Genomic DNA, 23,367 nt, shown 5'->3' with positions numbered 1-23,367 from the left:
CTTCTCGCCCTTGTAGGAAAACCGKCTGGTGCCGTCCGGCATCAGGCCGGCGCCCTGCGTGGAGCGGATTTTCTGGCACAGGTTGGTTTTCGGGTTGAGGCAGTACTCGCACTCGCGGCATTCCGGCGTGTACAGCGGGATCACGTGATCGCCCACTTCCAGCGAGGTCACGCCGGGCCCGACCTCTAACACCACACCGGCGCCTTCATGGCCCAGAATGGCGGGAAACGCACCTTCTGGATCATCGCCGGAGCGGGTGAACTCATCAGTGTGGCAGATGCCGGTCGCCTTGACCTCGACCAGCACCTCGCCGGCCTTGGGACCTTCAAGGTCCACTTCGACGATTTCCAGCGGTTTACCCGCCTCAAATGCAACAGCTGCACGGGTTTTCATAAGTTTTCTCCCTTGGGGTATTTCGTCTTGGAATTCAAATTGCCATGTAGGTTGAGAATAGCAAACGCCGAGTTGGCGGCGCGCCTATTCCGGCATAGTGGCTGTTATTTTTATGGAGCTGTACCATTGCGAAAGGCTGGTGATCTCGCCGTCTTTCAAACCCTTCGCAACAACGGTCATCATCTCGTGTTCGCGCTTGCCGCTCCGGAACGCCTTCAACTGGGTTTCCAGGTAAATCTGGCTTTCGCCGGCAAGATGGGGCGCTATCGGGATTTTGGCGATGCCGTCGATCCCATGGCAGACCTGGCATTTCTGTTTTGCCATTTTCTTGCCGGCCTCGGAATCCGCACTTGCCGGCGTTACCGAAACGAGAACCATCAATACCGGGACAACCAAACTACGCATTGGCATGGACCTTTTCACACTGTGCCTGAACATAAACTGTAAAGGCCGCCGGTCCGAATAAATCGGGACCGGCGGCCGATTTCCTCACGAACGGCTACTCGCCGTAGGAGATGCGGTAAACCGCTCCGGCAAGATCATCGGATACCAGGATCGAGCCGTCGCGCAATTGTGCGACATCGACGGGCCGGCCCAGATATTCGCCATTGCTGTCCAGCCAGCCATCGGCAAACACCTCGGTGGCACCAACGCTGCCATCTTCGTTGACGGCCGTGAACATGACCCGTGCCCCGATTGGCGTGGTCCGGTTCCACGATCCGTGCTGGGCGGAGAAAATGCCACCCTTGTATTTGGACGGGAACTGGCTGCCGGAATAAAACGCCATGCCAAGGTCGGCGGCATGTGCGTCCATTTCAACGGCAGGGTGCACGATGTCAGCCGGTGGCTCTTCACCCTTGTACTCGTTGGTGCGCACGGTACCGCCGCCATACCAGGGGTGACCGAAGTTCTGGCCCATGGACGTTTGCCGGTTCAGCTCACCTGGTGGAATATCATCGCCCATGCCGTCCACCTGATTGTCGGTGAACCAGAGCTCGCCATTGGCGGGATTGAAGTCCATGCCGACGGAGTTTCTCACGCCGTAGGTGTAGACTTCGCGGTTCTTGCCGTCGGTGTCGGAGCGGATGATACCGCCAATGCCCTGTTCATTGTAGAGATCGAGTTTCTCCTTGGGCGCAACATTGAAGGGCTGCCCAAGTGATATGTAGAGCTTCTTGTCGGGGCCAATTCGACAGGTGCGTGCTGTGTGATTGTAGCTTTCTTCGGATTTTGGAACCAGCGCGCCGGCCTTGAACACGTTGAACGCGGCCACGTCGGGGCTCTCGTAAAAGAACTCGGCCGCAGGGTAGACCAGCACACGGTTCTGTTCGGCAATGTACAGGAAACCATCCGGCGAGAAGCACGGACCATTCGGAATCGCCATGGACAGCGATGGCGCGAAGTCTTTCACTTCGTCAGCTACGCGATCCTTGTTGCGGTCGGTAACCGACCAGACCTTGGTCTTGCGGGTGCCGACAAATGTCACGATGCCCTGTGGACCGACCGCCATGTGACGGGCGTCGGGCACAATGGCATACAGAGAAATCTTGAATCCGGCGGGCAACTTGATTTTTTCAAGAGTTTTCTTGATCGCATCAGCGTTCTTGCCGGTCTGTTCAATGAAGGTGAATTCAGTAACACCGGTTGACTGGAACTTGCTGAGCTTTTCGAGATTGTCCGTTGTCTGGGCCGTTGCCAGTGAAGTACTTGCCAAGAAAAGGCATGCAATTAGTGTATTGCGCATTTCGGTATTCCTCCCGCTTTATTTTTTATAGAAGCCGACCGGCAACAGCATTCGTCATAAGCGATTGCCTGCGGTAGTAGTTGAATACTACGTGAGACTAATTCCCATCTTGCGGAATGAGGTTATCTGACGAAACAGGCGGCATTGTGTACTGGCAGCACAGGTCCGGCGGGACGTTGTTGTGGCAATTTCAAGCGAGCATGTTTAGTCTTCGACGTGGCGAGACATCGGCTTGCCCGATCAGGATAATAAAAAACCGCAGGGAGGAATGGATGAGTATTGTCAGGCGTAGCGTAGTGACCGGTGTGGCACTTGTGGCAATGGCGTCACTGGCTGTCGCACATGGCCCGACACGGAAGAAGCACACCGAAACAGTCGAGATCAATGTGCCGTCCGCCAAGGTCTGGGCGCGTATCGGCAATTTCCAGGACATGTCGTGGCATCCTGCCGTTGCCAAGACCGAAGGCAATAACGGCAACGACATCGGCGCCAAACGTGTCCTCACCCTGCAGGGCGACGGGACGGCTACAATCGACGAAGAGCTGTACAAATACAGCACCGAGAAAATGAGCTATTCCTATCGTATCAACAAGGTTGATGTGAAAGTGCTGCCGGTAACCAATTACTCGTCCCACCTGACCGTCAAGCCGATGGGCGACGAGAAGACCCTGGTTGAATGGCGCGGTGCCTTTTATCGCGGCTACCCGAACAATGATCCGCCGCCGGAGCTGAACGAAGCGGCAGCGATCAAGGCTGTCAGCGGTGTCTACCGCGGCGGGCTTGATGCCCTCAAAAAGGAACTCGAGAACGGCGGGAGTTGATTTTGCTCCTGCTGCGATCAGCGCGTGCGGCCCTGGCTGCTTTTGTTGTTGCCTGGGCAACGGCAAATGCCGGGCTGGCGCGTGATCTTGCGTTTGTCACCAACCAGTCGAGTGATGATGTGAGTGTGGTCGATGTTGCGGCCATGCAGGTCAAAACGACGATCAAGGTCGGAGGCAACCCCGCTGGAGTTGTGGTGTCGCCGGATGGCAGGCGTGCATACGTCACGAGCCCGGAGGGCAAGTACCTGACGGTTCTGGATACCATGTCCGCCGAGGTCGTAAAACGCGTTCATCTGAGTGGTGGACCGCTTGGTGTCGCCATCCATCCTGACGGCAGTCATGTCTATGTCGCTGACTGGTACGAGCATCAGGTTTTCGTAATTGATGCGGACAATGGTGACATCAAGGCGGCACTGAAGACCGGGAAATCTCCATCCGGGCTGGCGGTTTCGCCCGACGGCTCGTTACTGGCAAGTGCAGACCGCGACAGCAACCAGGTCACGCTGTTTGATGCACACAGCCACGAGAAGGTCGCGACTGTCGGGACCGGCGAGCGGCCGTTCGGGATAACCTTCACGCCAGACGGCAACAGGCTGATGACAGCAGACGTCGGCTCCAATTCACTTACGGTCATCGATATCAGGAAGCGCGAGGCGGTCGGCACGGTCAAGGTGGGTGACCATCCTTATGCCGTTGCTTTTGCAAAGGGCAAAGGGTTCGCCACCAACCAGTATGGCGGCACGGTGACGGTGTTCGATGAGGCCACGCTGCAGGTGCTGGCAACACTGGAGACTGGTGAATATCCCGAAGGCATAGCAGTGGCATCAGACGGGCGCAGTGTTCTGGTCGCAAACTGGTTCGACAATACGCTCAGCCGCATTGATGCGGAGACACTTGAGGTGACCACAAGCGTGACGGTGGGCGACGGTCCCCGGGCGTTTGGCAACTTCATCGCCAGTGTCGCAGACCGATGAACGGCAGCAGAGTTTCGCAACTGGGGTCGTTGCGAACCAGGGTGTTGCTGTTGCTGCTCAGTGCTGCGGTGATAAGCGCCATTTCCGCCGCGCTGCTGACTTATGGACTGACCAGTTCACAACAGCTGGTCGACAAAGCACAGGCAGCGCAAATCCGCATCGAGACATATCTCGTGCTGGCCAGCCGTCTCAGCGAGTACCGCGATGCTGCAAGCGCAGCCATTGCACCGCAAGCCAATCGCGAGCTGGCGCGTAAGCAGATCAACCAGGCCTATGAACCGGTCCGGCGGACATTCACCCGCCTGCTGTCACTCAACGTGCTGGAAGTCGATAGCGAGACCGGCGATGACAAGTCCGCAGCGGCGACGAAAGGCCTGAACCTGTCGCGCATGAAGGCCCAGTTCGATAACCTGCACAGATCCATGGGCAGTGCGCTGGCGGAAAGTACCAGCGCGGCAAGCGGGCAGGGGGCATTGAATGCGTTTGGCATCGGCATCTCGCCCATTCTGTTTCAGGCGATTGACAATGAAAGACAGCTGTCAGCTACCATGCATCGCCGGATTGCAAGTCTGCGCGAACGCTTTATCGCCATAGCCATTGCCCTGGTCAGCGCAACAGTATTGTTGTCGCTGTTGATCTATTTTCGCTTCGGACTGCCACTGCTCAGACGCATTGCCGAAACGGTTCAGGGCGCCGAAGCAATTGCCGAGGGAAAGCTGACCACACGGCTCAATCCGACCGGCCACGATGAGCTGACCGACCTGATGCGCCGGTTCAACATGATGGCCGGTAGTCTGGCTGCGCGTGAAGACGTGCTGAAAACCGCCCAGCGGGACTTGCAGGAAACGGTTGACCGGCAAACGGCTGACCTTCGCCAGGCCAACGAAAAACTGGAAAAGATCGACACCAACCGGCGCCGTTTCTTCTCAGACATCAGTCACGAACTGCGCACGCCTTTGACCGTTGTCCAGGGAGAGGCCGAGTACAATCTCAATGCCAAGGCCCGCCCCGGTGTTGCCGACATGCGGCAGTCGTTCGAGACCATACTGGGCCGGGTGCAGGAACTGCGCCGCCGGGTCGACGACATGCTCAGGGTGGCACGGTCTGAAAGCGGGCGGCTTGATCTGTCGTCGACGCGCATTGACCTCAACCAGGTGGTTGGCGATGCAGTCGGCGACGAAACCAGGCCGGCGAAGCGCCGCGGCGTTGAACTGAAGCTTGCAGCGGTATCGGGAGAATTGGCCATCCTGGGGGATTATGACTGGTTGCGCCAGGTGCTGGGCGGGCTGATCGTGAATGCGGTGAAGAACTCGCCGGAAAAAACGTTGATCAGGATCAACGTTTCGCAACAGCTCGAAAATGCAGTGATCACGGTCGAAGACCAGGGGCGCGGCATTGATCCAGACAGCCTGCCGCATGTGTTTGAGCGCTTCACCCGAGCCGGCGGTGACAACCTGCAGGCCGAAACAGAAGGCGACGGTTTTGGCATTGGCCTCAATTTGGCGAAGTGGGTGATCGAGGAACATTCGGGTTCCATCTCACTTGGCAATAATGTGGATGGACCGGGAGTTACTGTCCATGTCACCTTGCCACTCATGAGCGGATCAATTGATCAGGACAAGACGACGTGAAGGTTCTCATCGTAGAAGATGACCCGGATATTGCCTCCCTGCTGCAGCGGAATTTCAAGGCGGAAGGCGTTGCGACAATGCATGCGGCAAGTGGTGAGACTGCCCTGGAAAACGTGCGCCACAACCATTTCGATGTGATTGTTCTGGACGTCATGCTGCCGGGCTGTTCAGGGCTGGATGTGTGCCGGAATCTCAGGAACCAGGATCATGCGGCCACCATCATCATGCTGTCGGCACGCGATGCGGTGAATGACAGGGTCGATGGATTGTCGGCAGGAGCGGATGATTATGTCGTAAAGCCGTTTGCGTTTGAGGAACTGCTGGCACGTATCACCGCGCAGCAGCGCAGGCGGCCGGAAGATACCCCTGACAATGACGGCGATGTGGTTAGCCATGGCCGCCTCGCCTATGAGCGGGCAATCAGGGAAGTGAGATTTGAAGACAATCGCACTGAGTTGACCGAGCGGGAGGCCGACCTGCTTCTGTACCTGATGCGAAACGAAGGACAGCCATTGTCCCGCGAGGTGATATTCGATGCGCTTTGGCATGCCCAGGGCGGCGTGGCAATCAATGTGGTCGACGTCTATATCGGATATCTGCGTCGCAAGCTCGGCACGCTGGGGCCTGATGCCCGCGCCTGTGTTCGCACCGTGCGCGGCAAGGGCTTCATGTTTACACGGCCGTGACCTGCCGGAACCAACCAGGCCGGTATCAGTTTTGCTCTGTCGTTGGTTGCTTGCCGAATGCGTCGGGATTGCACCTGACGGTGCGCACCTGCCAGATCAGCGGTGAAGCATCGATGCCGTTGTCAAACAGCCACTGGGCCTGAATCCGGTAAGCCTGGCGTTCCCGTTTCAACCATTCCACACAGTCCGTGGCGTTGCCGCCGCGGGCTTCGCGCTGCACATGATGTACCAGTTCGTGCAGCAGAATACCCCTGGCCACAATGTTGCGCCTGGGATCAACACGCTTGTCTATGTAAATGATGCCGTCCGGGCCGTACCAGGCCAACACCCTGCACGGCTTGCCACATACCTTGTGCTGCAGTTCGCTTGCGTCCAGTTGCCGGATGACCGGTTGCGACACAACCATGGCCGGGGAGTTCATGGACAGCCCGACGACGGAGATCAACTCGGCTACAATGCTGGCGATTGTCGACATCACATCCGATCCGGTTGCCACAACAGCAACCTGGGGTCCTTTGAACATTTCCACCCGGCGTGAACCGCTTACGTAAAAACCAACTCACCAGATGACAGAATTCAGCGTTTGGGTGCGAATTGATGCCTTGATGCGGTCAGACAACTGTGCTGGTCTGTTGCCTTGTTCAGCCCCGATACGCCGGAAAGATACTACAAGATGAAACTAAATATAGTCACGAGAGTTCTGTCCGTTATCACGATTGTGTTTGGGTTGACGTTTGCCAGCTCCGCCTTTGCCACCGAGCCCGAGACGGTCGCTTCGTTGTTGTTTGACAAGCCCTACCTGACGTCGGTCAAACCTGACACCACTTTGGTTTACGATTTCAAACGCATCAGCAGTGACGAGCAAAAATATGGCCAGGGCCTGAGTGACACCATTCGGCTTGATGTGCTGAAAGACGAGAAGGACAGCAGCAAGCGTACCGCTCATCTGCACATCTACAGCGGGCCGCGGGCGCGCAACATAGGTCCCATTCCGCAGACGTCCGGCAATCCGGCCATCATGATCCTGCTCGAACAGGACACCTATGATTTCAAACGTCATCTTGGCGGTATTCCGGCCTATTTCCGCAACAAGATACGCAAGGCGATGCGTGAAAGTGCAAAGATTGAACAGACCCGGATCAAGCATAACGGACGCGAGATTTCGGGCCACAAAATCACGCTGGTACCTTTCACCGGCGATCCGAACATGCAGCGGGTACCGGAATACCAGAATACGATCTATGAGTTCGTTGTGTCCGATGAGGTGCCCGGCGGTATTGTCAGCATATCCAGCACCATTCCTGGCACTCAGTCGGGCTCTGCTGTGTTGAGAAAACAATACATGTCATTCAATTCGCAGGAGGCAAAATGACCTGGAAGCCTTCTGCAACCGCCGGCTGGGTGGCCAGTGTCACAGCTACCTTCATGCTGCTGGCCGTCGGTCCGGCCAGCGGGCAGGACAAGGGTTTTATCAATGACTATCCGACGTCCGCCCGGGCCGACTATGTTTTCGGCTGCATGGCGGTCAATGGCCAGACACGGAATGCGCTGGAGAGATGTTCGTGCTCGATCGACCTGATCGCGTCAATCATCACCTACGATGAGTATGTCGGTGCTGAAACCGTACTTATGGTCGTCCAGAAGGGTGGTGAAAACACGTCGATATTCAGGACGTCTCCGCTTATGCGAAACAAAGTGGATATCTTGCGCCGGGCGCAGGCGGAAGCAGAGATCAGGTGTTTTTAAAACCCTTGCCGCGCGCCCGTGCCGACGCAGCTGCGTTCAGGAGCCTTTTTGGGCCTGCCAGGTTTTCTTGAAGACCTGACCATCGGTGTCTGACGCGTTGACCAGAAAATCACCGCTGCCTGCAGCCTTGTAGAAGAACCTTATGTTCGGGTCTTCACTGAGCGAGATGCCGCCCTCGACTTTCAACACCAGATCCTTGCCGCGTTTCACCTCGATGGAATCCACGAAATGGGCCGGTATGTGCAACATGGTCACCTGATCCATCTGCAGGCCGGAATTGTTCGGATGACGGATCATGATCTGGGCTTCGCGCGTGCCGTTCGACTGTTCGAGTACCCTGGATTCTCCTGCCTTGAAGATCCTCAGTTTCATCTTGCCCATCAGGGCACGCGCGGCCTCCGCATCCTTTGACGCAGGCGCGGAACAGCCGCCGGATGCCTTGACGAATTTCTTGATCATGAATTGCCTGCCATCTTCGGTTTCGCCGATGGCGCGCACCCATGAATAACTGTTGACGCGGAAGCGGGATGAGAACGATGCCGACGCGGCAGCTGGACCAAAGGTGAATTCGGCGGCCATGGGAGCAGGATTTTCATCAATCACAACGGTGACTTTGCGGATGCCGCTGTCAGGTTGCACCTTGATGACAATGGGAACGATCGCGGCATCTTCAGCCCGGTAGGGCGCGTCCATGCTCATCACGTCTTCACCATTCAAGAACGCGGTCTTATCGAAGATATCGCCCTTGATCGATTGCCAGGTAGTCTCCGGCGGCGTGTTGCCAGCGAATGCGGGTACCGGCAGCATCAGAGCCGCACACACAGAGGTTGCAATGGCAAGCTTTCGCATCAAAGATTCTCCTAGGCGGGGCGTGGTTCGTCGCTGATTTCCTAGCGGCAGAAATCGATTTTTGTATACACTATTCCGGCCCAAGCGCCAAACGGGGTCGCGCTTTTGTGATCGCCCGGCGGCATATCCATCAAGACTAGCCGGACTGGAAGAGGTGTTCGTTCGCATCCCTGAAAGACTGCAGTTCCGCCGGGTTTGAGCGTTGCCGCCGGCTCAGTGAAACAGCCAGTTCACCGGTAATCCGGGCCGGCCCCGGGCTCAGGAAAATCAGCCTGTCGGCCAGCGACAGGGCTTCACGCCAGTCGTGGGTAACAAACAGAACACTGGCGGGGTTGCCAGCCAGCATGGTTTGAAGGAGGTCGCGCAAACGCGCTGCCAGCGGTTCGTCAAGTGACACAAACGGTTCATCCATCAGCAGCAACTGCGGCCGCAGCACAAACGCGCGCGCCAGTGAGGCGCGACGCTGCATGCCCATGGACAGCTGCAATGGATAGATGTCTTCCGAGCCCGCCAGCCCAACGGCCTCGAGCACCGAAGCTATGTCATCTGCATGGGCCTGCGGGTTTGAAAACACCAGTTCGATGTTCTGGCGAACTGTTCGCCACGGCAACAGTGTCGGCGACTGGAAAACATAGGCCATCCTGTCCTTCAATCCGTCAGCGTAGCGCGCCGACCCGGCATAGTCATTGTCGAGCCCGGCTGCGATCTGCAGCATGGTGGTCTTGCCGCATCCGGACGGGCCCAATACCGCCACAAATTCGTTTTCGGCAATCTCGATTTCGATGTTTTCAATGGCGTTCAGTTCGCCATCCGCTCTGGCAAACGACTTGTGCCGGATCGCGAGCTGCAATGCCGTCATGTGCGCCACCGCACTGCCGACTGCTGCCAGGGTTGCAGGATGAAAGTTTCGATCAGTTGCACAACCACAATGAACGAAATCGCATATGCCAGGATGGCGGCAACATCGAACAACTGAAAATACAGATGAATCTGAAAACCGACGCCATTGCTGCGGCCAAGCAGTTCCACCACCAGCACGATTTTCCAGACAAGGGCCAGCCCGGACCTGGCAGCGGCGGCAAAATACGGGGCCAGCTGCGGCAGCAGGACGTGGCGCAGTGTTTTCCATTGCTTGAATCTGTAAGCCCTGGCCAGCTGCTCATAGGCCGGGTCCAGGGCCCGCGTACCCTCGCGCAGCGTGACAGCCACGTTGGGTATCTTGTTGATCGCAACTGCAAACACGGTGGCGACTTCGGTCAGACCGAACCAGATGAAGCACAGCACGATGGTGACCAGGGCGGGAAGATTGAGGAAGAACATCAGCCAGCCGTCAAACAGCCGGTCGGCCCAGGCCTGCCGGCCCATGGCAATTCCGATGGCGGAGCCGATGACCATGGCAACCAGGAAACTGGCGGCAACACGCATCAGTGTCATGGAGACGTGGAACAGCAACTCACCGTTTGCGAGTTCCGTCGCCAGTATGGAAAATACATCCTGCGGCAGCGGCAGGTAACGGCTCTGGATCAACAGCGCCGCAATCCACCAGACTGCAAGCAGACTGATAACAGAAGTCATCATCCATGAGATGCGACTGAGTGTGTCGAGTGGTTTGGATGCCATTACCGGGATGATTGCGCGTTGAACACGTCAGGGTCAAACGATACCCCGCGTCCAACTACCCTGGCACCGCCGGTTTGCAGCAGCAGATCAAACAGCGCTTTCGAACTGTCGGTATCCGAAGGTGTCCAGCCCTGCAGGCGGCCGAGCCTGAAACGTTGCTTCAGTGTTTCAAACTCCGCATCTGATTTTACGCCCATGCGAGACCTTATGCGGCTCCATTCGGCGTCGCTGTCCAGCAAGAGCCGGGAGGCAGCATCCACGGACCGCATGAAGCCTGCGAATGTGCGCTGTTGAGAGGGTGATGACGGCTTGCGAAACAGAAAGCCGATCAGTGGCGGCGGGTTTTTTATGCCCAGTCCGTGCATGAACTCGTCAACGCCGAAGAGTTGCCTAAAACCCGCAGCTTCCAGTTTTGCGGCGAAGTGCCAATAGATCAGGACCGCGTCAAGATCGCCATTGCGCATTTGTTCCGCCAGCAGGGGAGGTGCTGCGTATACCGGCCGGGCAATGTCCGCAATGTCTCCGATTTGCAGTTTCCTGCTCCACGCCCGCAGCAGAAGCCAGCTCTTGTCCAGCGGCCCGCCAGCGACGCCCACCTTGCGTCCCTTGAGGTCGGCAAGTGTCGATATCGGGCTGTTGTTTTTGACAATCAGCGCCCCGAGTGTCCGGGAGTAGGGATGAAACACCAGTTTCTCGCCGGCGCTTCGCTCTCTGAGTGCCCAGAACCAGTCGGCAACAATCGTGTCCACCTCGCCGGCCAGAAGCGCAACGGAGGTCGCGTCACGGCGAGCCAGCTCAAGCTGCTCGAGGCGATAGCCTTCACGCTGATCCAGCTTGTTGTGCTGCACCACATCCAGCAGCCAGTTCACCGTACCGAATTTCAGGACACCAGCCTTGATGACCGGTTCGGCATGACTGGACGGGGACCCAGCCAGCACAACCAAAGAGACAAGCACGGCGGTCAGGCCTTGCACAAAGCGCGCCGTTGCCCGTGTGTGCCACTTATGGTTGCTGCCTGACCTGAGGATCACCATCCGACTCTTTCAACTAACTAGTGTGACGGATTTATTACACGTGTTCGATGCGCTCTTCAATGGATTGACAGCTTTATCCTGCATCCGCATAGTTATTGCTGAAATCAGAAAGTCAAAATTAAATAAGAAAATAATAAGTATTGGGTTTGTTCTTGTTTGTAAAACGTTTCAGAAGACTGAGTTGGTTCGCCGGCCTCCTGGCCCTTACCCAGTTGACGGCCGTTGCAGCGGCGGCGGACAAGATCGCCATCGGGTATCTGCAGACTGTCGAAAAGGGTCGACTGACCATCTCGGTGCTCGATCAGCCGCCAAAGAATCTCGGCTTGGCCGGTGCCGAGGTGGGCATTAACGACAACAATACCACGGGCCGTTTCGTGGGGCAGGAGTTCACGCTGGATGATGTGAGGCTGTCACCGGACGAAGACCTGATCCCGGCCCTGGACAAGTTGTATGAACAGGGCGTGCGGTTTTTCGTACTCGACGTTTCTGCAGACAATGTCCTGAAAGCCGCTGATCATTTCGACGCCGGCGACGTGGTGATTTTCAATGCCGGCGCCAGGGACAACAGGCTGCGCGACGAAGACTGCCGGAGCAATGTCATTCACACGGCGCCCAGCCGGGCGATCCTTGCCGATGGTCTCGCGCAATATCTGATCTGGAAGAAATGGCGTGACTGGTTCCTGGTGTTCGGATCAAACCCTGCCGACAAGGCGTGGGCCGCCTCGTTGCGCCGTGCCGCAACCCGGTATGGTGCCAGGATCGTAAGTGAAAAGGAGTATGTCGATACCGGCGGTGCGCGCCAGACAGACTCCGGACACGCCCAGGTTCAAAAACAGATGCCGGTGTTTTCGCAGGACGCGGAAGACCATGACGTGGTTGTGGTTGCAGACGAAAGTGAAGTGTTTGGCACCTACCTTCCGTACCGCACCTGGCTGCCGCGCCCGGTCACAGGGTCCGCCGGGTTGCAGCCGGTGAGCTGGCATCCGGCCTTTGAAGGCTGGGGGGCGGCGCAAATTCAAAACCGGTTTGCCAAACACGCAGGGCGGCGCATGCTGGGTATCGATATGCAGGCCTGGACCGCCATCCGCATGGTCGGTGAGGCCGCCACGCGCACCAAATCTGCCGATCCGGCAAAAATCGACGCCTACATCAAGGATCCGGGGTTTTCCATTGCGGCGTTCAAGGGCCAGAAGATCACGCTGCGTGACTGGAACCTGCAATTGCGGCAACCGGTGTTGCTGGCAGACGGCAAAAACGTGGTGTCAGTCTCACCGCAAAGCGGATTTCTGCATCAGTTCTCCGAACTTGACACGCTGGGCCATGACAAGCCGGAAACCAGCTGCAAGCTCAACAAATGACATTGGATCGAGGGACCAACATGAAAAAAACCGTTCTTGCACTGCTGACCTCAAGCTGCCTGACATGCCTGGCCGCACTGCCTGCTGCGGCGTTCACGGCTTACGTGTCGAACGAGAAAGGCAATTCGATCAGCGTTATCGATACCGGCACGAAGGAGGTCATCAAGACCATCAAGACCGGTAACCGGCCGCGTGGCATCACCATGTCGCATGACGGCAAGTTCATCTACGTGTGTGTCAGTGACGACGACACCATAGAAGTCATCGATGCGAAGACCCACCAGATAGTCGGCACACTGCCCTCGGGCCCCGACCCGGAACTGTTCGTTCTGTCGCCTGACGGCAAGCGGCTTTACGTGGCCAACGAGGATGACAATCTGGTCACCGTCATCAATCTTGAGGACAACTCCGTCATCAATGAAATTCCGGTTGGCGTCGAGCCCGAAGGCATGGGCGTTTCGCCGGACGGCAAGTCCGTGGTCAATACGTCCGAGACCACCAATATGGCGCATTTCATTGACACCGACAGTTTCGAGATTACCCACAATGTGCTGGTTGATGCGCGGCCGCGGTTTGCCGAATTCAAGTCTGACGGATCGGAAGTATGGGTGTCGTCGGAGATCGGCGGCACGGTCAGCGTGATCGACAATGCGTCGCGTGAGATCAAGCACAAGATATCGTTTGCAATTCAGGGCGTGGTCGCGGAAGCCATCCAGCCGGTCGGCGTGCGCATTACCAAGGACGGCAAGAAGGCGTTTGTGTCGCTTGGCCCGTCAAATCGGGTGGCGATGATAAACGCCGAAACCTATGAAGTTGAGAAGTATGTGCTGGTTGGCCAGAGGGTATGGCAGCTGGCGTTCACGCCTGACGAGAAGTACGTCATCTCAACCAACGGAAACTCAAACGACGTTACCTTTATCGAGGTGGCGAGCGGCAAGGCTGTCAAGTCGGTTGCCGTGGGCCAGCTTCCCTGGGGCGTTGTTGTGTCACCTAACTGAATTCAAACAGAAACCGGAGTAAATCTATCATGCGACCTGCCAAGCTGCTTGCCCTGTCCGCCCTGTCTCTGCTGCTCGCCGTCCCGGCCTACGCAGATGACGATGATGATGTGAAACGCACACGGTCCAGCAAGACCGTTCCTGAACTGAAGCTCGGCAAGGAAGGCGACCAGTTTGCCGTCAACAAGACGGATTTCAAGCTGATCTCCGGGCAGGGGTATCGCTGGAAGATCAGTGCGGCAGGTGAGCTTGAATACAAGTTCAAAACCGACCTGTGGCGCGATGTCTGGGTCAACCAGATCGTGATATCCGACCTTGAGGTACACATGGCAGGTGCGCCGGCCTGGCTCGAATTCGATGATGAAGGAACCATACAGGTGCAGTTTTCAACGGTGCGGCCGGGGACCTACAAATGGTGGGTGGAAGGGCTTGAAGATCGTGGCATGAAAGGTAACATCACGGTAAAGTAAGCCCGGCCTTGCACGCCATTGTTGCACGACAGCCCGATTGGATTTTCATCTGCGATGACCAATGCACTTTCCATCAAGGGCGTCTCGCATTCGTTTGGCGTGAGGAAAGCGCTGGTGGACGTCAATCTTGACGTGGAGTCCGGACAGTTTTGTGCCTTGCTCGGCCTGAACGGGGCGGGCAAGACCACGCTGTTTTCACTGATCACCCGGCTTTACGACAATGTCAGCGGCTCCATAGAGGTGCTGGGACACGATGTGCGCCGACAGCCGGTGCAGGCGTTGCAACACCTTGGCGTGGTGTTTCAGAACCGCACCGTGGACAGCGACCTGAGTGTGCTGCAGAACCTGACCTATCATGCCGCGCTGCACGGCTTGCCGGTGCGGCAGGGGCGGGAGCGCAGCATGTCAGAGCTTGACCGCATCGGACTTGCCGACCGGGCAAACGACAAGGTCAGGAGCCTTTCAGGCGGCCAGGCACGCCGGGTGGAGATCGCCCGGGCGCTGGTTCACCGCCCGGCGCTTCTGCTGCTGGATGAACCGACCATCGGCCTGGATGTGGGATCAAGACAGGACATTCAGGATCATGTCCGGCGCCTGATGCGCGAAGACGGTCTCGGTGTGCTGTGGGCCACCCATCTTATGGATGAGGTTCAGGATACCGACCAGGCGGTGGTGCTTCATCAGGGCAAGGTGCTGGCGGCCGGCAGGGTCGAGACCATCGTCGAGCAGGCCGGTGAAACGTCAATAAAGGATGCCTTCACGGACCTCACCGGACGCAAAGCGACGGAGGATGCCGCATGACCGGCGAGGCATCAAAACATGTCACGCGCACGCTGGGACCGGTTGAGTATTACCGATGCATGGCGGGAATTGTCTGGCGCGAAGCGCTGCGGTTCGTGCAGCAGCGTGGCCGCTTCATTGCCGCACTGGTTCGCCCGCTGGTCTGGTTGTTCATCTTTGCCGCCGGGTTTCGCTCCGTATTGGGTGTGTCCATCATTCCGCCGTACTCGACTTATGTGCTGTATGAAGTCTACATCACCCCCGGCCTGATTGGCATGATCCAGTTGTTCAACGGTATGCAGTCGTCTCTGTCGATGGTGTATGACCGCGAGGTCGGCACCATGCGATCGCTGCTGGTCAGTCCGTTTCCGCGCTGGTTCCTGCTCACGTCCAAGCTTGCCGGCGGCGTGGCGGTTTCCATCCTGCAGGTTTACGTGTTCCTGCTGATTGCATGGTTCTGGGAAGTCGAGCCGCCGATCGCGGGCTATTTTGCCCTGTTGCCGGCTTTGGTACTGTCAGGGCTGATGCTGGGCAGTCTTGGGCTCATGCTGTCGTCGGTGATCAAACAGCTTGAGAATTTCGCCGGGGTTATGAATTTTGTCATTTTCCCGATGTTTTTTCTGTCCTCGGCCCTGTATCCGCTCTGGCGCATGAAGGAAGCGAGTCCGCTGTTGTATCAAATTTGCCAGTTTAACCCGTTCACCTATGCGGTAGAGCTGATCCGGTTCGCGCTTTATCTGAAGGTGGACTGGTTTTCACTGGCTGCCGTGACAAGTTGCACGCTGGTGTTTTTGTCATTGGCCGTGTTTGCCTATAATCCGTCAAAGGGCCTGATCGCGCGTCGCGGCGGGCCCGGTGGAGCATCGTAATGAACTTTCGCAATCTGAATCTCGTTCTGAGTGTGCTTGCTGTTTCGGCGTTGTCAGTGCCGGCACAGGCTTATGAACCCAAAAAAGACTGGCCGTGCATCCAGGTCAAAGTGCCGGAACTGAGCCCTGCCATGATGTGGGCGGGGCCGGAACTGAGTGGGCCGGCGGTCGAATGGAGCAAGAGCCCGAACGCTGCTGCAACGGCCAGGAAACTGATCGTCCGGCGCTATGGCGAGGAGCAGGTGGCGCAGTTCGTTGCGGATTTTGCAAAGCAGCTCGCCGGCGATGAGCGGCAGGTCGAGATGACCCGCCTGTTTGCCGCATCGTTCGATCTCGTCGCGGCGGAACGGCGCGAAGTCATTGCGGGCATTGAGAGGTTTACCAAACGCCAGCGAGAGCTGGCAGACAACGTTCGCAAGACGCGTGCAGAGCTTGAAGTCTCGCTCAAGAACCAGGACCCGTCGGACAAGCAGCTGGCCGAGCGGCGTGAAATAGAAGAGCGCCTCAACTGGCAGACGCGGATATTTGATGACCGTGAAAAATCGACCAGGTTCGTGTGCGAAGTGCCGACCCTGCTGGAAAAGAGATTGTTCCTCATCGCCCGTGAAGTTGCCAACAACATCGATGGCTGACCGGCAAGCGTTTCAGGTTTATTTCACAGGGAATTTCGGCAGCACGGTTTCAGTGGGATAATCCTGCAGTGTCCAGCCATCGGTTCCGTCGGGATACCAGGTGACGTCCCGGTAGCCATATTCCACGGCCCGCTTGGCGGCGTTCCAGGACATCCAGCAGTCCAGCAGGCAATAGAACAAAACCGGTTTCGACTTGTTGCCGCCGGTCAATGTCTCAAGTTCACCGGAAAAGAATGCATGCATGGTCTCGTGCAGCTTGCCGAAGCCGACATTCGGCAACCAGGCCGCACCCTTGATGGTAATGCGCGGCTTGTCGCGCCAGATCACGTTCTTGGGTAGTTTGTCGGGTTTTGGCGCCTGCGGCAGCACATCCACAAATACGGTATTGCCTGCCTTCCAGATTTCGAATGCCTGTTCCGACGACACCACCCGCGCACCCTCGAGGGTGTCCGGGACCGGGGCCCTGAAATGGTCCATCCTGTAGTCGTCAGGTTCAGCAACATCTTCGCCACGTGCCGTTACGCAGGTCAATGAAATGACGGTGATTGCCAGCGCCAGCCTGCAAATTCCGGTGCGCGCGAACGTGTGTGGCGGCAGCGTCATTGCTTTATCAACTGGTCTTTCTCGTTGACGATGGGCACTCCGGCATCCAGCAGAACCTTGTTGATCTCGCCCTGGTGGTTCTTGATGAACTCGTTGAGCTGGTGTTTCCATTCGGGTTCGTTCGGGCGCAGTCCCATGGTAATGCGATAGGACATGCGCGGCCCCTTGGTTTCCTTGTTCAACGGCCTGACAGCGAGGTCAGGAGCCATCTGTTTTATCAGCGGTCCGGCAATCGGACCCCAGAGAATGCCCATGGGCACCTCGCCGGATGCAACCTGGCTGATCATTGTTTCAGCGGGAGCTTCATGACGCCGGTCGACCGTGAGTGGAAACGGGACGGCGTTTCCGATCAGTCCGTTGATCGCCATGATGGTTGCCGGCGGCGTTCCTGCGACAACCGCAATGCGCTTGTTTGCCAGGGCAGGATCGTCAAGCGACTCCACCTTGTCCAGCCCGTTACCCTTCTTGTGGAACAGCACATAGATCGAGCGGTAGTAGTGGTTGGTGTTCTGCACCAGCTCATGACCCTGCGCAAATCCGATGATCAGGTCGCATCTCTTCACATTGAGCGTCTGGCGCACAAAGCCCGTGGCCTGCGGGAACCAGGTGTAGGTAACCGGGATGTTGAATGTCTTGCCGATCAGATCCGCGATCTTGTTCTCGAACCCCTGACGTTTTTCGTTCGACATCGGTGAATTGGCCGGATCGGCACATACCCGCAGTGATGACCTGTTGACCAGGTCGGTTGTCTGGGCAGACACCGGTGCCGGGGAACCGGCATACACAACAAGCGCGGCCGATACAGCCGCGGCAAGTGCAACAAACTGACCTGAGGGTTTAATGGCAGGCACTTTCAGTTTCCTTTGCGCCTTCCGGTTTGGCATCCCGCTTGCGCGGACGGCCTCGCTCGATGGCACCATCGGCACGGGCGAGCAGGTAAGCGTAAATATCTTCGCCGTAGCACGACACGTTCTTATTGTCGCCAAAGGCCGGCATGACGCTGACTGACCCGTCGGCGAGTTTGCGCTCGCGGCCGCTCATTACGACCTCTGCAAAATCGTAGTAATCGAGGTTCTTGATTGAATCGATGAGGGCCGGGGCATAGGTGCTGCCCATTCCATCGGGACCGTGACACACATGGCATTCGGAATGATAGCGGCGGAACCCGTTGTAGGTGTACCAGTCGACTGCGCCGTCTGCCTTGACATTGTAGGTGATGGTGTCGTCGGGGGTCAGCCATTTGCCGTCCTCCTCACGCTTTTCATCGGCCGCCAGGGCGGACAGGGAAAAAACTGAAATAGACAAACCAACAGTCGCTGAAAGTACAAACAATCCGGGTCGCATTTATGCATCCTCATTTAATAATCAAACAATTCCTGGAGCGGGCTACCGGCCCCTTCCAACTGGATCTGGAATGTTATCGTGATGGTGGACAGACGCAAGCCCGCAGCTGCAACAACCAGCCCAGTTTAAAGAACCCGGCGGCGGAACCAACCGCACGCCGGGCGCTTTTGTTGTCGTGTTGAACGTGTTGCCTTACGGCAGTTCAAACACTGTCAGCTGACCACCGAGCCGGGTGTAGTTTTTCAGGCCGGCATAGCCGCCCACTGCACCAAGACCGGCTTGAGGATCGGTCAGACCCGCTGCCAGGCCAATGCCTGCCCAGCCACCGATGCCTGACAGTATGCCGACATACTGTTTGCCGCCGCGCTCGTAGGTCATCACGTTGCCAATGATGCCGGACGGTGTCTTGAACTTGTAAAGTTCATCTCCCGTGTTGGCGTCAACTGCCTTCAGATAGCCTTCCAGCGTGCCGTAAAACACGATATCGCCAGCGGTTGCCAGTGCACCCGACCATACCGAGAACTGCTCAGGCTTGGACCATTTGATCTTGCCTTCGCCGGCATCCCAGGCAATGAAGTTGCCCATGCCGCCGTGACTGTCGGGAGCCGGATACATCGACAAGGTGGCACCCACATAAGGCTGGCCTGCCGTGTAGCTGACACGGAACGGTTCATAGTCCATGCACACGTGGTTGGTCGGCACGAAGAAGGTCTGCGTTTTCGGCGAGAACGACGCAGGTTGCTGGTCCTTCGATCCAAGTGCTGCCGGGCAGATGCCGGTGGAGTTCACGTCTTCACCGTTCTGCTCGGTGGAGTACTTGGCCACCACCTGCGGACGCCCGGTCTTCAGATCAACATGAGTTGCCCAGTTGACTTTCGGATCGAACTTTTCAGCCACCAGCAATTCGCCGGTTACCCGGTCCATGGTGTAACCGAAGCCGTTACGGTCGAAGTGTACGAGGGCCTTGCGGTCCTCACCCTTCACCTTGATGTCGGCGAGGATCATCTCGTTGATACCATCGTAATCCCACTCGTCGTGCGGGGTCATCTGGTACAGCCATTTGGCTTCGCCGGTATCCACGTCACGGGCAAAGATGGTCATCGACCAGCGATTGTCCCCGGGACGCTGTTTCGGGTTCCAGGTCGACGGGTTGCCCGAACCGTAATACATCAGGTTGGTTTCAGCATCGTACGAGAACCAGCCCCACGTGGTGCCGCCGCCGATCTTCCACTGATCACCTTCCCAGGTGTTGGTGCCGGAATCCTTGCCGACCGGCTGGCCGAGGTGGGTTGTCTTCTCCGGGTTGATCAGCGTGTCGCTGTCAGGACCCATGGAATAACCGCGCCATGCAACCGAGCCATCGGCCATATTGTACGCGGTCACATGGCCGCGAACGCCGAATTCACCGCCGGAAATGCCGACAATGACCTTGTCCTTGACCGGCAGTACCGTTGCGGTGTTGGTTTCACCCTTCGATGGATCGCCGTTCTTGACCGACCATTTGACTTCACCTGTGGCTGCGTCGAGCGCAACGACAGTTGTGTCAGCCTGATGCAGGAAGATCATGCCATTGGCTGCGGCCAGACCACGGTACACCGTGTCACAGCACATCACCGGGATCACATTGGGATCCTGTTTCGGCTCGTAGACCCATTTGATCGCGCCGTCATTGGCGAGATCAAGAGCATACACATTGTTGGGGAACGGTGTGTGGACATACATCATGTCGCCGATCACCAGGGGCGAGCCTTCGTGACCGCGCAGAACACCGGTTGAGAATGTCCAGGCAACCTTAAGGTCCTTGACGTTGTCCTTGTTGATCTGGTCGAGCTTTGAATATCTCTGGTTGGCGTAGTCGCCGGTCTGGATCGCCCAGTTGGATGAGTTACCGATGTCTTTCATCAGGCCATCGTTTGCCTGTGCTGTTCCGCCGGCCAAAAGGGCCGTCAGCGCGACAGTCGTTGCTAGAAGTGATTTCCGCATTACTCAATTTCCTCCGCTTATTGTTGGACCACAGTGTCGATGCGACGTTGGTCGTTTTCAACGTATTGGAACCAGGAGCAAAGCGGATCGCCCATCTCGCCACACCCCGCCACAGCGTTCGTGCCGGGTGCTCTTGGACTCAGAAACAAAGGTAGAATTTCCAATATGGAAACGGCCAATATGGTTCCTGAGTGCAAAGTATGTTTTTTCGCCAGCGCTCGTGCAACTTATTTTTTCTTATTTTTGCAGCTTTCAATTCCATGATGCAGGATAATCCGGATTGTCTGACAATATTCATGCGCGTATTGCGCCGCAAAATATTGTTCGCAAATGCAATATGGGGAATTTCCCGATTTGATTATAAACGATTGTTTACTGTGTACTTTCTTGGAGAGTGCTGCATAATCAAATCAGAATTTGAATACGATCGTAGTATCTGGGTACTACATTGTAACACTCATATACTACATTGGTGAGCTTTGCGAATATTACGCAAGGTCAATCAATTTGAAGCCGTTGCAACCGAAACATCGCAATATCCCAATAACCGAGGGCTGCTGGAAAATGTCTGCTGACGGAATTTCTGTGACTTCTCTTTGCAACATATCTGTTTTGCGGTTTGCAAAGCTCGTCATCGCCTGCTTGCTGGCTGTATTGACTGTTTCCGCATCTGTTGCCAGCACGGTGAGGGCGGATACCGCGACGGTTACTGTCGATGTTACTGAAATTGCACAAGGTGTGTTCGTGCATGCCGGTGCACATGAATTGTTCACGCCGGAAAATTCCGGTGATATCTCCAACATGGGCTTCATAATCGGCGGTGAAGCGGTCGCCGTTGTGGATACCGGCGGCAGCAGGGCAGTTGGCCTGGCGCTGAAAGCGGCCATTCGCGCCCGTACCAGCCTGCCCATCAAATACGTCATCAACACCCACATGCATCCCGATCATGTGTTCGGCAATTCCGCTTTCACCAGCGAGAAGCCGGAGTTCATCGGCCACCATAAACTCACAAGCGCACTTGCGGCCCGCAAGGACCAGTATCTTCAGGCCAACAAGCCGCTGCTTGGCGCGGCTTTTGACGGAGTGGAAATCATTCCGCCGGGGCAAGGCATAAAGGGTGTGGAGTATCTGGACCTGGGGAACCGAAAACTGCGTCTGGAGGCCCATGCCACCGCTCATACGGACAATGACCTGACCGTGCTGGACGAACAGACTGCAACCATGTTCATGGGTGACCTTCTGTTTTCCGGGCATGTTCCGGTTATCGATGGCAGCATAACGGGATGGCTGGACCTGATGGACAGGCTGGCGGCAGAGAAAATCACCCGTGTCGTGCCGGGTCACGGGCCGGCAGCAATGCCATGGCCCGATGCTCTGGCGGAGCAAAAACGATACCTGAACGGCCTCGTCACCCAGATACGCGACTATATAGAACGCGGCGTGCCGCTGTCCCGGGCAGCCCGGGAGATCGGTCTCGATGAAAAGCAGGCCTGGTTGCTTTTTGACGACTTCAACGCCAGGAACGTCTCTGCAGCGTTTGCCGAACTTGAGTGGGAATAATTAATTTTCCTTTATATTTCAAACAGATCACATAATTAGAAAAAAATAAGATTTTGCGTTCGGTCTATTCTTGGTTACTTTTGCTCGAGTTGGCCCGCTAGTTGGAGCCAGCAAGCCATGTTTGGAGGTCTTCATTATGAAGAAAGTTTGGTCAAAGCCAGCCATGTGTGAAGTAGAAGCCGGGTTTGAAATTTCCCGCTACCTGCCCGCATCGGTCAGCAAGTAACTCCAGCGGAGCCGCCCATGCCGTTATCGGCCTGGGTGGTTTTGGCTGACATTATCAGGCGCGCGCGTCCGCTTGCCGGATCGCGCGTTTGCTTTGGCAGGTGGTCGTGAAGTTAAAGATCATTGGGTCGGCTGCCGGTGGCGGCTTCCCGCAGTGGAACTGCAATTACAGGTTAAGCCGTGAAGTCAGGGCTGCACGGACCGGCCTGACACCGAGATCACAATCCAGCATTGCTGCCTCGGCAGACGGCGCCAACTGGGTGTTGTTCAACGCCTCTCCAGACATCCGCGAACAGATATCCAATACGCCGGAACTGCAGCCCGACACCGACGGTGCGTTGCGTAATTCCCCCATCAAGGCGGTGGTGCTGACGAATGCCGACGTCGACCATATTGCCGGGCTGCTGACGCTGCGCGAGAAGCAGGCTTTTAATCTCTACGCGTCAACCAGAATCCTCGACACGCTGGCCAACAACCCGATTTTTCGGGTTCTTGATGAAACGCTGGTCAATCGCATTGAGCTGCCGTTGGGCGGCACCACACAAATTGAAGGACCGGATGGCCCACTCGGCATCGAAATTGAAACCTATGCGGTGCCGGGAAAGATTGCCCTGTTTCTGGAAGACAACTCCGATCCGGTGAATTTCGGTTCTGATGACGGGGATACGATCGGCGTCCGCATTGCTGAGCCAGGCGCTGATGCAGGTGCGGCCGTTCATTACATTCCCGGCTGTGCCCGTGTCACCGATGAACTGCGCAGCCGCATATCCGGTGCAGGGTGCCTGTTGTTTGACGGTACGGTTTTCACCGATACGGAAATGCCGGATGCCGGTGTAGGCGCCAAGACCGGCGCGCGCATGGGCCATATCGCCATGTCCGGGGACGAGGGTTCGCTGGCTTCCCTCAAGGATGTTGATGTTGCCCGGCGTGTGTTCGTTCACATCAACAACACCAATCCTGTGCTGGACCCGGCCTCGCCGGAGCGGGAGGTGGTCGCACGTGCCGGGTGGGAAGTTGGCCATGACGGGCAGGAGGTGGAGCTGTGAA

26 protein-coding genes are annotated in these 23,367 nt (G+C 56.9%); 14 read left to right on the top strand and 12 right to left on the bottom strand.

All coding sequences use genetic code 11. The annotated features are described in order from the left end of the window. The 3 genes from DHN55_RS12615 to DHN55_RS12605 all read right to left on the bottom strand — a co-directional run. On the bottom strand, nucleotides 1-393 hold a 393-nt coding region (locus tag DHN55_RS12615), incomplete at its 3' end, for an alcohol dehydrogenase catalytic domain-containing protein (RefSeq protein ID WP_337660229.1). A gap of 84 nt (nucleotides 394-477) precedes the next feature. Continuing rightward, nucleotides 478-798, bottom strand: coding sequence for a c-type cytochrome (locus DHN55_RS12610; RefSeq protein WP_337660228.1), 321 nt, complete (start codon nucleotides 796-798; stop codon nucleotides 478-480). Nucleotides 799-892: 94 nt separating this feature from the next. After that, the gene (locus DHN55_RS12605) at nucleotides 893-2,137 is read right to left on the bottom strand and encodes a PQQ-dependent sugar dehydrogenase (protein WP_108881602.1); all 1,245 of its coding nucleotides are present in this window, start codon (nucleotides 2,135-2,137) and stop codon (nucleotides 893-895) included. Between the two features lie 272 nt (nucleotides 2,138-2,409). On the opposite strand from DHN55_RS12605, the gene DHN55_RS12600 reads away from it, so the two are divergent. Genes DHN55_RS12600 through DHN55_RS12585 form a run of 4 tightly spaced genes read left to right on the top strand, consistent with a single transcriptional unit; the run spans nucleotide 2,410 to nucleotide 6,249 of the window. Next, nucleotides 2,410-2,958 carry an SRPBCC family protein gene (locus DHN55_RS12600; RefSeq protein WP_108881601.1) on the top strand — a complete coding sequence of 183 codons (549 nt, stop codon included), beginning with the start codon at nucleotides 2,410-2,412 and terminating at the stop codon, nucleotides 2,956-2,958. Nucleotides 2,959-2,960: 2 nt separating this feature from the next. Continuing rightward, nucleotides 2,961-3,932 carry a YVTN family beta-propeller repeat protein gene (locus tag DHN55_RS12595; RefSeq protein WP_337660227.1) on the top strand — a complete coding sequence of 324 codons (972 nt, stop codon included), beginning with the start codon at nucleotides 2,961-2,963 and terminating at the stop codon, nucleotides 3,930-3,932. After that, nucleotides 3,929-5,563 (top strand): ATP-binding protein, encoded by a 1,635-nt coding sequence (locus DHN55_RS12590; protein ID WP_108881600.1) that lies wholly within the window; start codon nucleotides 3,929-3,931, stop codon nucleotides 5,561-5,563. The genes DHN55_RS12595 and DHN55_RS12590 overlap by 4 nt, the downstream gene beginning before the upstream one ends. After that, complete coding sequence (locus DHN55_RS12585; RefSeq protein ID WP_108881599.1) at nucleotides 5,560-6,249, top strand: response regulator; 690 nt, start codon at nucleotides 5,560-5,562, stop codon at nucleotides 6,247-6,249. The genes DHN55_RS12590 and DHN55_RS12585 overlap by 4 nt, the downstream gene beginning before the upstream one ends. Nucleotides 6,250-6,274: 25 nt before the next feature. Here the strand turns inward: DHN55_RS12585 and DHN55_RS12580 are convergent, their stop codons facing one another. Continuing rightward, the gene (locus tag DHN55_RS12580) at nucleotides 6,275-6,772 is read right to left on the bottom strand and encodes a hypothetical protein (RefSeq protein WP_108881598.1); all 498 of its coding nucleotides are present in this window, start codon (nucleotides 6,770-6,772) and stop codon (nucleotides 6,275-6,277) included. Between the two features lie 150 nt (nucleotides 6,773-6,922). Between DHN55_RS12580 and DHN55_RS12575 the strand changes: the two genes are divergently transcribed. Continuing rightward, nucleotides 6,923-7,621: a hypothetical protein gene (locus DHN55_RS12575; protein ID WP_337660226.1), complete on the top strand. Its 699-nt coding sequence runs from the start codon at nucleotides 6,923-6,925 to the stop codon at nucleotides 7,619-7,621. 53 nt (nucleotides 7,622-7,674) lie between these two features. Next, nucleotides 7,675-7,995 carry a hypothetical protein gene (locus DHN55_RS12570; protein ID WP_337660251.1) on the top strand — a complete coding sequence of 107 codons (321 nt, stop codon included), beginning with the start codon at nucleotides 7,675-7,677 and terminating at the stop codon, nucleotides 7,993-7,995. Between the two features lie 36 nt (nucleotides 7,996-8,031). Here the strand turns inward: DHN55_RS12570 and DHN55_RS12565 are convergent, their stop codons facing one another. The 4 genes from DHN55_RS12565 to DHN55_RS12550 form a co-directional block, all read right to left on the bottom strand. Further along, nucleotides 8,032-8,844: a quinoprotein dehydrogenase-associated SoxYZ-like carrier gene (locus DHN55_RS12565; RefSeq protein WP_108881595.1), complete on the bottom strand. Its 813-nt coding sequence runs from the start codon at nucleotides 8,842-8,844 to the stop codon at nucleotides 8,032-8,034. Between the two features lie 136 nt (nucleotides 8,845-8,980). Then, nucleotides 8,981-9,703: an ATP-binding cassette domain-containing protein gene (locus DHN55_RS12560; RefSeq protein ID WP_108881594.1), complete on the bottom strand. Its 723-nt coding sequence runs from the start codon at nucleotides 9,701-9,703 to the stop codon at nucleotides 8,981-8,983. Next, nucleotides 9,700-10,464: an ABC transporter permease gene (locus tag DHN55_RS12555; RefSeq protein WP_337660225.1), complete on the bottom strand. Its 765-nt coding sequence runs from the start codon at nucleotides 10,462-10,464 to the stop codon at nucleotides 9,700-9,702. The genes DHN55_RS12560 and DHN55_RS12555 overlap by 4 nt, the downstream gene beginning before the upstream one ends. Beyond that, nucleotides 10,464-11,498, bottom strand: coding sequence for a transporter substrate-binding domain-containing protein (locus tag DHN55_RS12550; RefSeq protein ID WP_108881593.1), 1,035 nt, complete (start codon nucleotides 11,496-11,498; stop codon nucleotides 10,464-10,466). Before DHN55_RS12550 ends, DHN55_RS12555 begins: the two co-directional genes overlap by 1 nt. Before the next feature lie 152 nt (nucleotides 11,499-11,650). Here DHN55_RS12550 and DHN55_RS12545 point away from each other — a divergent pair, with 152 nt between their 5' ends. The 6 genes from DHN55_RS12545 to DHN55_RS12520 are packed head-to-tail and all read left to right on the top strand — an operon-like array spanning nucleotide 11,651 to nucleotide 16,605. Then, a complete protein-coding gene (locus DHN55_RS12545) occupies nucleotides 11,651-12,856 on the top strand; it encodes an ABC transporter substrate-binding protein (protein WP_443111112.1) in 1,206 nt (401 codons plus the stop codon). A 20-nt stretch (nucleotides 12,857-12,876) separates the two neighbouring features. Then, nucleotides 12,877-13,854, top strand: coding sequence for a PQQ-dependent catabolism-associated beta-propeller protein (locus tag DHN55_RS12540; RefSeq protein ID WP_108881592.1), 978 nt, complete (start codon nucleotides 12,877-12,879; stop codon nucleotides 13,852-13,854). A 29-nt stretch (nucleotides 13,855-13,883) separates the two neighbouring features. Further along, the gene (locus DHN55_RS12535; RefSeq protein WP_108881591.1) at nucleotides 13,884-14,324 is read left to right on the top strand and encodes a hypothetical protein; all 441 of its coding nucleotides are present in this window, start codon (nucleotides 13,884-13,886) and stop codon (nucleotides 14,322-14,324) included. Between the two features lie 54 nt (nucleotides 14,325-14,378). Continuing rightward, nucleotides 14,379-15,125, top strand: coding sequence for an ATP-binding cassette domain-containing protein (locus tag DHN55_RS12530; RefSeq protein ID WP_108881590.1), 747 nt, complete (start codon nucleotides 14,379-14,381; stop codon nucleotides 15,123-15,125). Then, a complete protein-coding gene (locus tag DHN55_RS12525; RefSeq protein WP_108881589.1) occupies nucleotides 15,122-15,973 on the top strand; it encodes an ABC transporter permease in 852 nt (283 codons plus the stop codon). The genes DHN55_RS12530 and DHN55_RS12525 overlap by 4 nt, the downstream gene beginning before the upstream one ends. Continuing rightward, nucleotides 15,973-16,605, top strand: a complete 633-nt coding sequence (locus DHN55_RS12520) for a hypothetical protein (RefSeq protein ID WP_108881588.1) — start codon at nucleotides 15,973-15,975, stop codon at nucleotides 16,603-16,605. Before DHN55_RS12525 ends, DHN55_RS12520 begins: the two co-directional genes overlap by 1 nt. Nucleotides 16,606-16,623: 18 nt before the next feature. Here DHN55_RS12520 and DHN55_RS12515 read toward each other — a convergent pair whose 3' ends face one another. The 4 genes from DHN55_RS12515 to DHN55_RS12500 form a co-directional block, all read right to left on the bottom strand. Then, entirely contained in the window at nucleotides 16,624-17,208 is a 585-nt protein-coding gene (locus DHN55_RS12515) for a PQQ-dependent catabolism-associated CXXCW motif protein (RefSeq protein ID WP_337660224.1), read from the bottom strand. Further along, nucleotides 17,205-18,059, bottom strand: a complete 855-nt coding sequence (locus tag DHN55_RS12510) for a substrate-binding domain-containing protein (protein WP_337660223.1) — start codon at nucleotides 18,057-18,059, stop codon at nucleotides 17,205-17,207. Before DHN55_RS12510 ends, DHN55_RS12515 begins: the two co-directional genes overlap by 4 nt. Beyond that, nucleotides 18,046-18,513: a c-type cytochrome, methanol metabolism-related gene (locus DHN55_RS12505; RefSeq protein ID WP_337660222.1), complete on the bottom strand. Its 468-nt coding sequence runs from the start codon at nucleotides 18,511-18,513 to the stop codon at nucleotides 18,046-18,048. The genes DHN55_RS12510 and DHN55_RS12505 overlap by 14 nt, the downstream gene beginning before the upstream one ends. A 231-nt stretch (nucleotides 18,514-18,744) precedes the next feature. Continuing rightward, nucleotides 18,745-20,535, bottom strand: coding sequence for a PQQ-dependent dehydrogenase, methanol/ethanol family (locus DHN55_RS12500; RefSeq protein ID WP_108881586.1), 1,791 nt, complete (start codon nucleotides 20,533-20,535; stop codon nucleotides 18,745-18,747). A 654-nt stretch (nucleotides 20,536-21,189) separates the two neighbouring features. On the opposite strand from DHN55_RS12500, the gene DHN55_RS12495 reads away from it, so the two are divergent. After that, the gene (locus tag DHN55_RS12495; protein WP_337660221.1) at nucleotides 21,190-22,095 is read left to right on the top strand and encodes a quinoprotein relay system zinc metallohydrolase 2; all 906 of its coding nucleotides are present in this window, start codon (nucleotides 21,190-21,192) and stop codon (nucleotides 22,093-22,095) included. Nucleotides 22,096-22,427: 332 nt separating this feature from the next. Continuing rightward, nucleotides 22,428-23,366, top strand: coding sequence for a pyrroloquinoline quinone biosynthesis protein PqqB (gene pqqB / locus DHN55_RS12485; protein WP_108881857.1), 939 nt, complete (start codon nucleotides 22,428-22,430; stop codon nucleotides 23,364-23,366). Nucleotide 23,367 lies beyond the last annotated feature (1 nt).

The organism is Anderseniella sp. Alg231-50, from assembly GCF_900149695.1.
GTDB lineage: Bacteria > Pseudomonadota > Alphaproteobacteria > Rhizobiales > Aestuariivirgaceae > Anderseniella.
The sequence above is the reverse complement of the archived record's forward strand: the minus strand, read 5'-3'. Positions and strand labels throughout refer to the sequence as shown.

Excerpts from the sequence above, each read along its gene's own strand:
- DHN55_RS12530 (WP_108881590.1), top strand. The coding sequence starts at position 14,379 with ATGACCAATGCACTTTCCATCAAGGGCGTCTCGCATTCGTTTGGCGTG.
- DHN55_RS12520 (WP_108881588.1), top strand. The coding sequence starts at position 15,973 with ATGAACTTTCGCAATCTGAATCTCGTTCTGAGTGTGCTTGCTGTTTCG.
- DHN55_RS12565 (WP_108881595.1), bottom strand. The coding sequence starts at position 8,844 with ATGCGAAAGCTTGCCATTGCAACCTCTGTGTGTGCGGCTCTGATGCTG.
- DHN55_RS12535 (WP_108881591.1), top strand. The coding sequence starts at position 13,884 with ATGCGACCTGCCAAGCTGCTTGCCCTGTCCGCCCTGTCTCTGCTGCTC.
- DHN55_RS12555 (WP_337660225.1), bottom strand. The coding sequence starts at position 10,464 with ATGGCATCCAAACCACTCGACACACTCAGTCGCATCTCATGGATGATG.
- DHN55_RS12500 (WP_108881586.1), bottom strand. The coding sequence starts at position 20,535 with ATGCGGAAATCACTTCTAGCAACGACTGTCGCGCTGACGGCCCTTTTG.
- DHN55_RS12590 (WP_108881600.1), top strand. The coding sequence starts at position 3,929 with ATGAACGGCAGCAGAGTTTCGCAACTGGGGTCGTTGCGAACCAGGGTG.
- DHN55_RS12570 (WP_337660251.1), top strand. The coding sequence starts at position 7,675 with ATGCTGCTGGCCGTCGGTCCGGCCAGCGGGCAGGACAAGGGTTTTATC.
- DHN55_RS12610 (WP_337660228.1), bottom strand. The coding sequence starts at position 798 with ATGCGTAGTTTGGTTGTCCCGGTATTGATGGTTCTCGTTTCGGTAACG.
- DHN55_RS12575 (WP_337660226.1), top strand. The coding sequence starts at position 6,923 with ATGAAACTAAATATAGTCACGAGAGTTCTGTCCGTTATCACGATTGTG.
- DHN55_RS12560 (WP_108881594.1), bottom strand. The coding sequence starts at position 9,703 with ATGACGGCATTGCAGCTCGCGATCCGGCACAAGTCGTTTGCCAGAGCG.
- DHN55_RS12600 (WP_108881601.1), top strand. The coding sequence starts at position 2,410 with ATGAGTATTGTCAGGCGTAGCGTAGTGACCGGTGTGGCACTTGTGGCA.
- DHN55_RS12580 (WP_108881598.1), bottom strand. The coding sequence starts at position 6,772 with ATGTTCAAAGGACCCCAGGTTGCTGTTGTGGCAACCGGATCGGATGTG.
- DHN55_RS12525 (WP_108881589.1), top strand. The coding sequence starts at position 15,122 with ATGACCGGCGAGGCATCAAAACATGTCACGCGCACGCTGGGACCGGTT.
- DHN55_RS12540 (WP_108881592.1), top strand. The coding sequence starts at position 12,877 with ATGAAAAAAACCGTTCTTGCACTGCTGACCTCAAGCTGCCTGACATGC.
- DHN55_RS12515 (WP_337660224.1), bottom strand. The coding sequence starts at position 17,208 with ATGACGCTGCCGCCACACACGTTCGCGCGCACCGGAATTTGCAGGCTG.
- DHN55_RS12605 (WP_108881602.1), bottom strand. The coding sequence starts at position 2,137 with ATGCGCAATACACTAATTGCATGCCTTTTCTTGGCAAGTACTTCACTG.
- DHN55_RS12550 (WP_108881593.1), bottom strand. The coding sequence starts at position 11,498 with ATGGTGATCCTCAGGTCAGGCAGCAACCATAAGTGGCACACACGGGCA.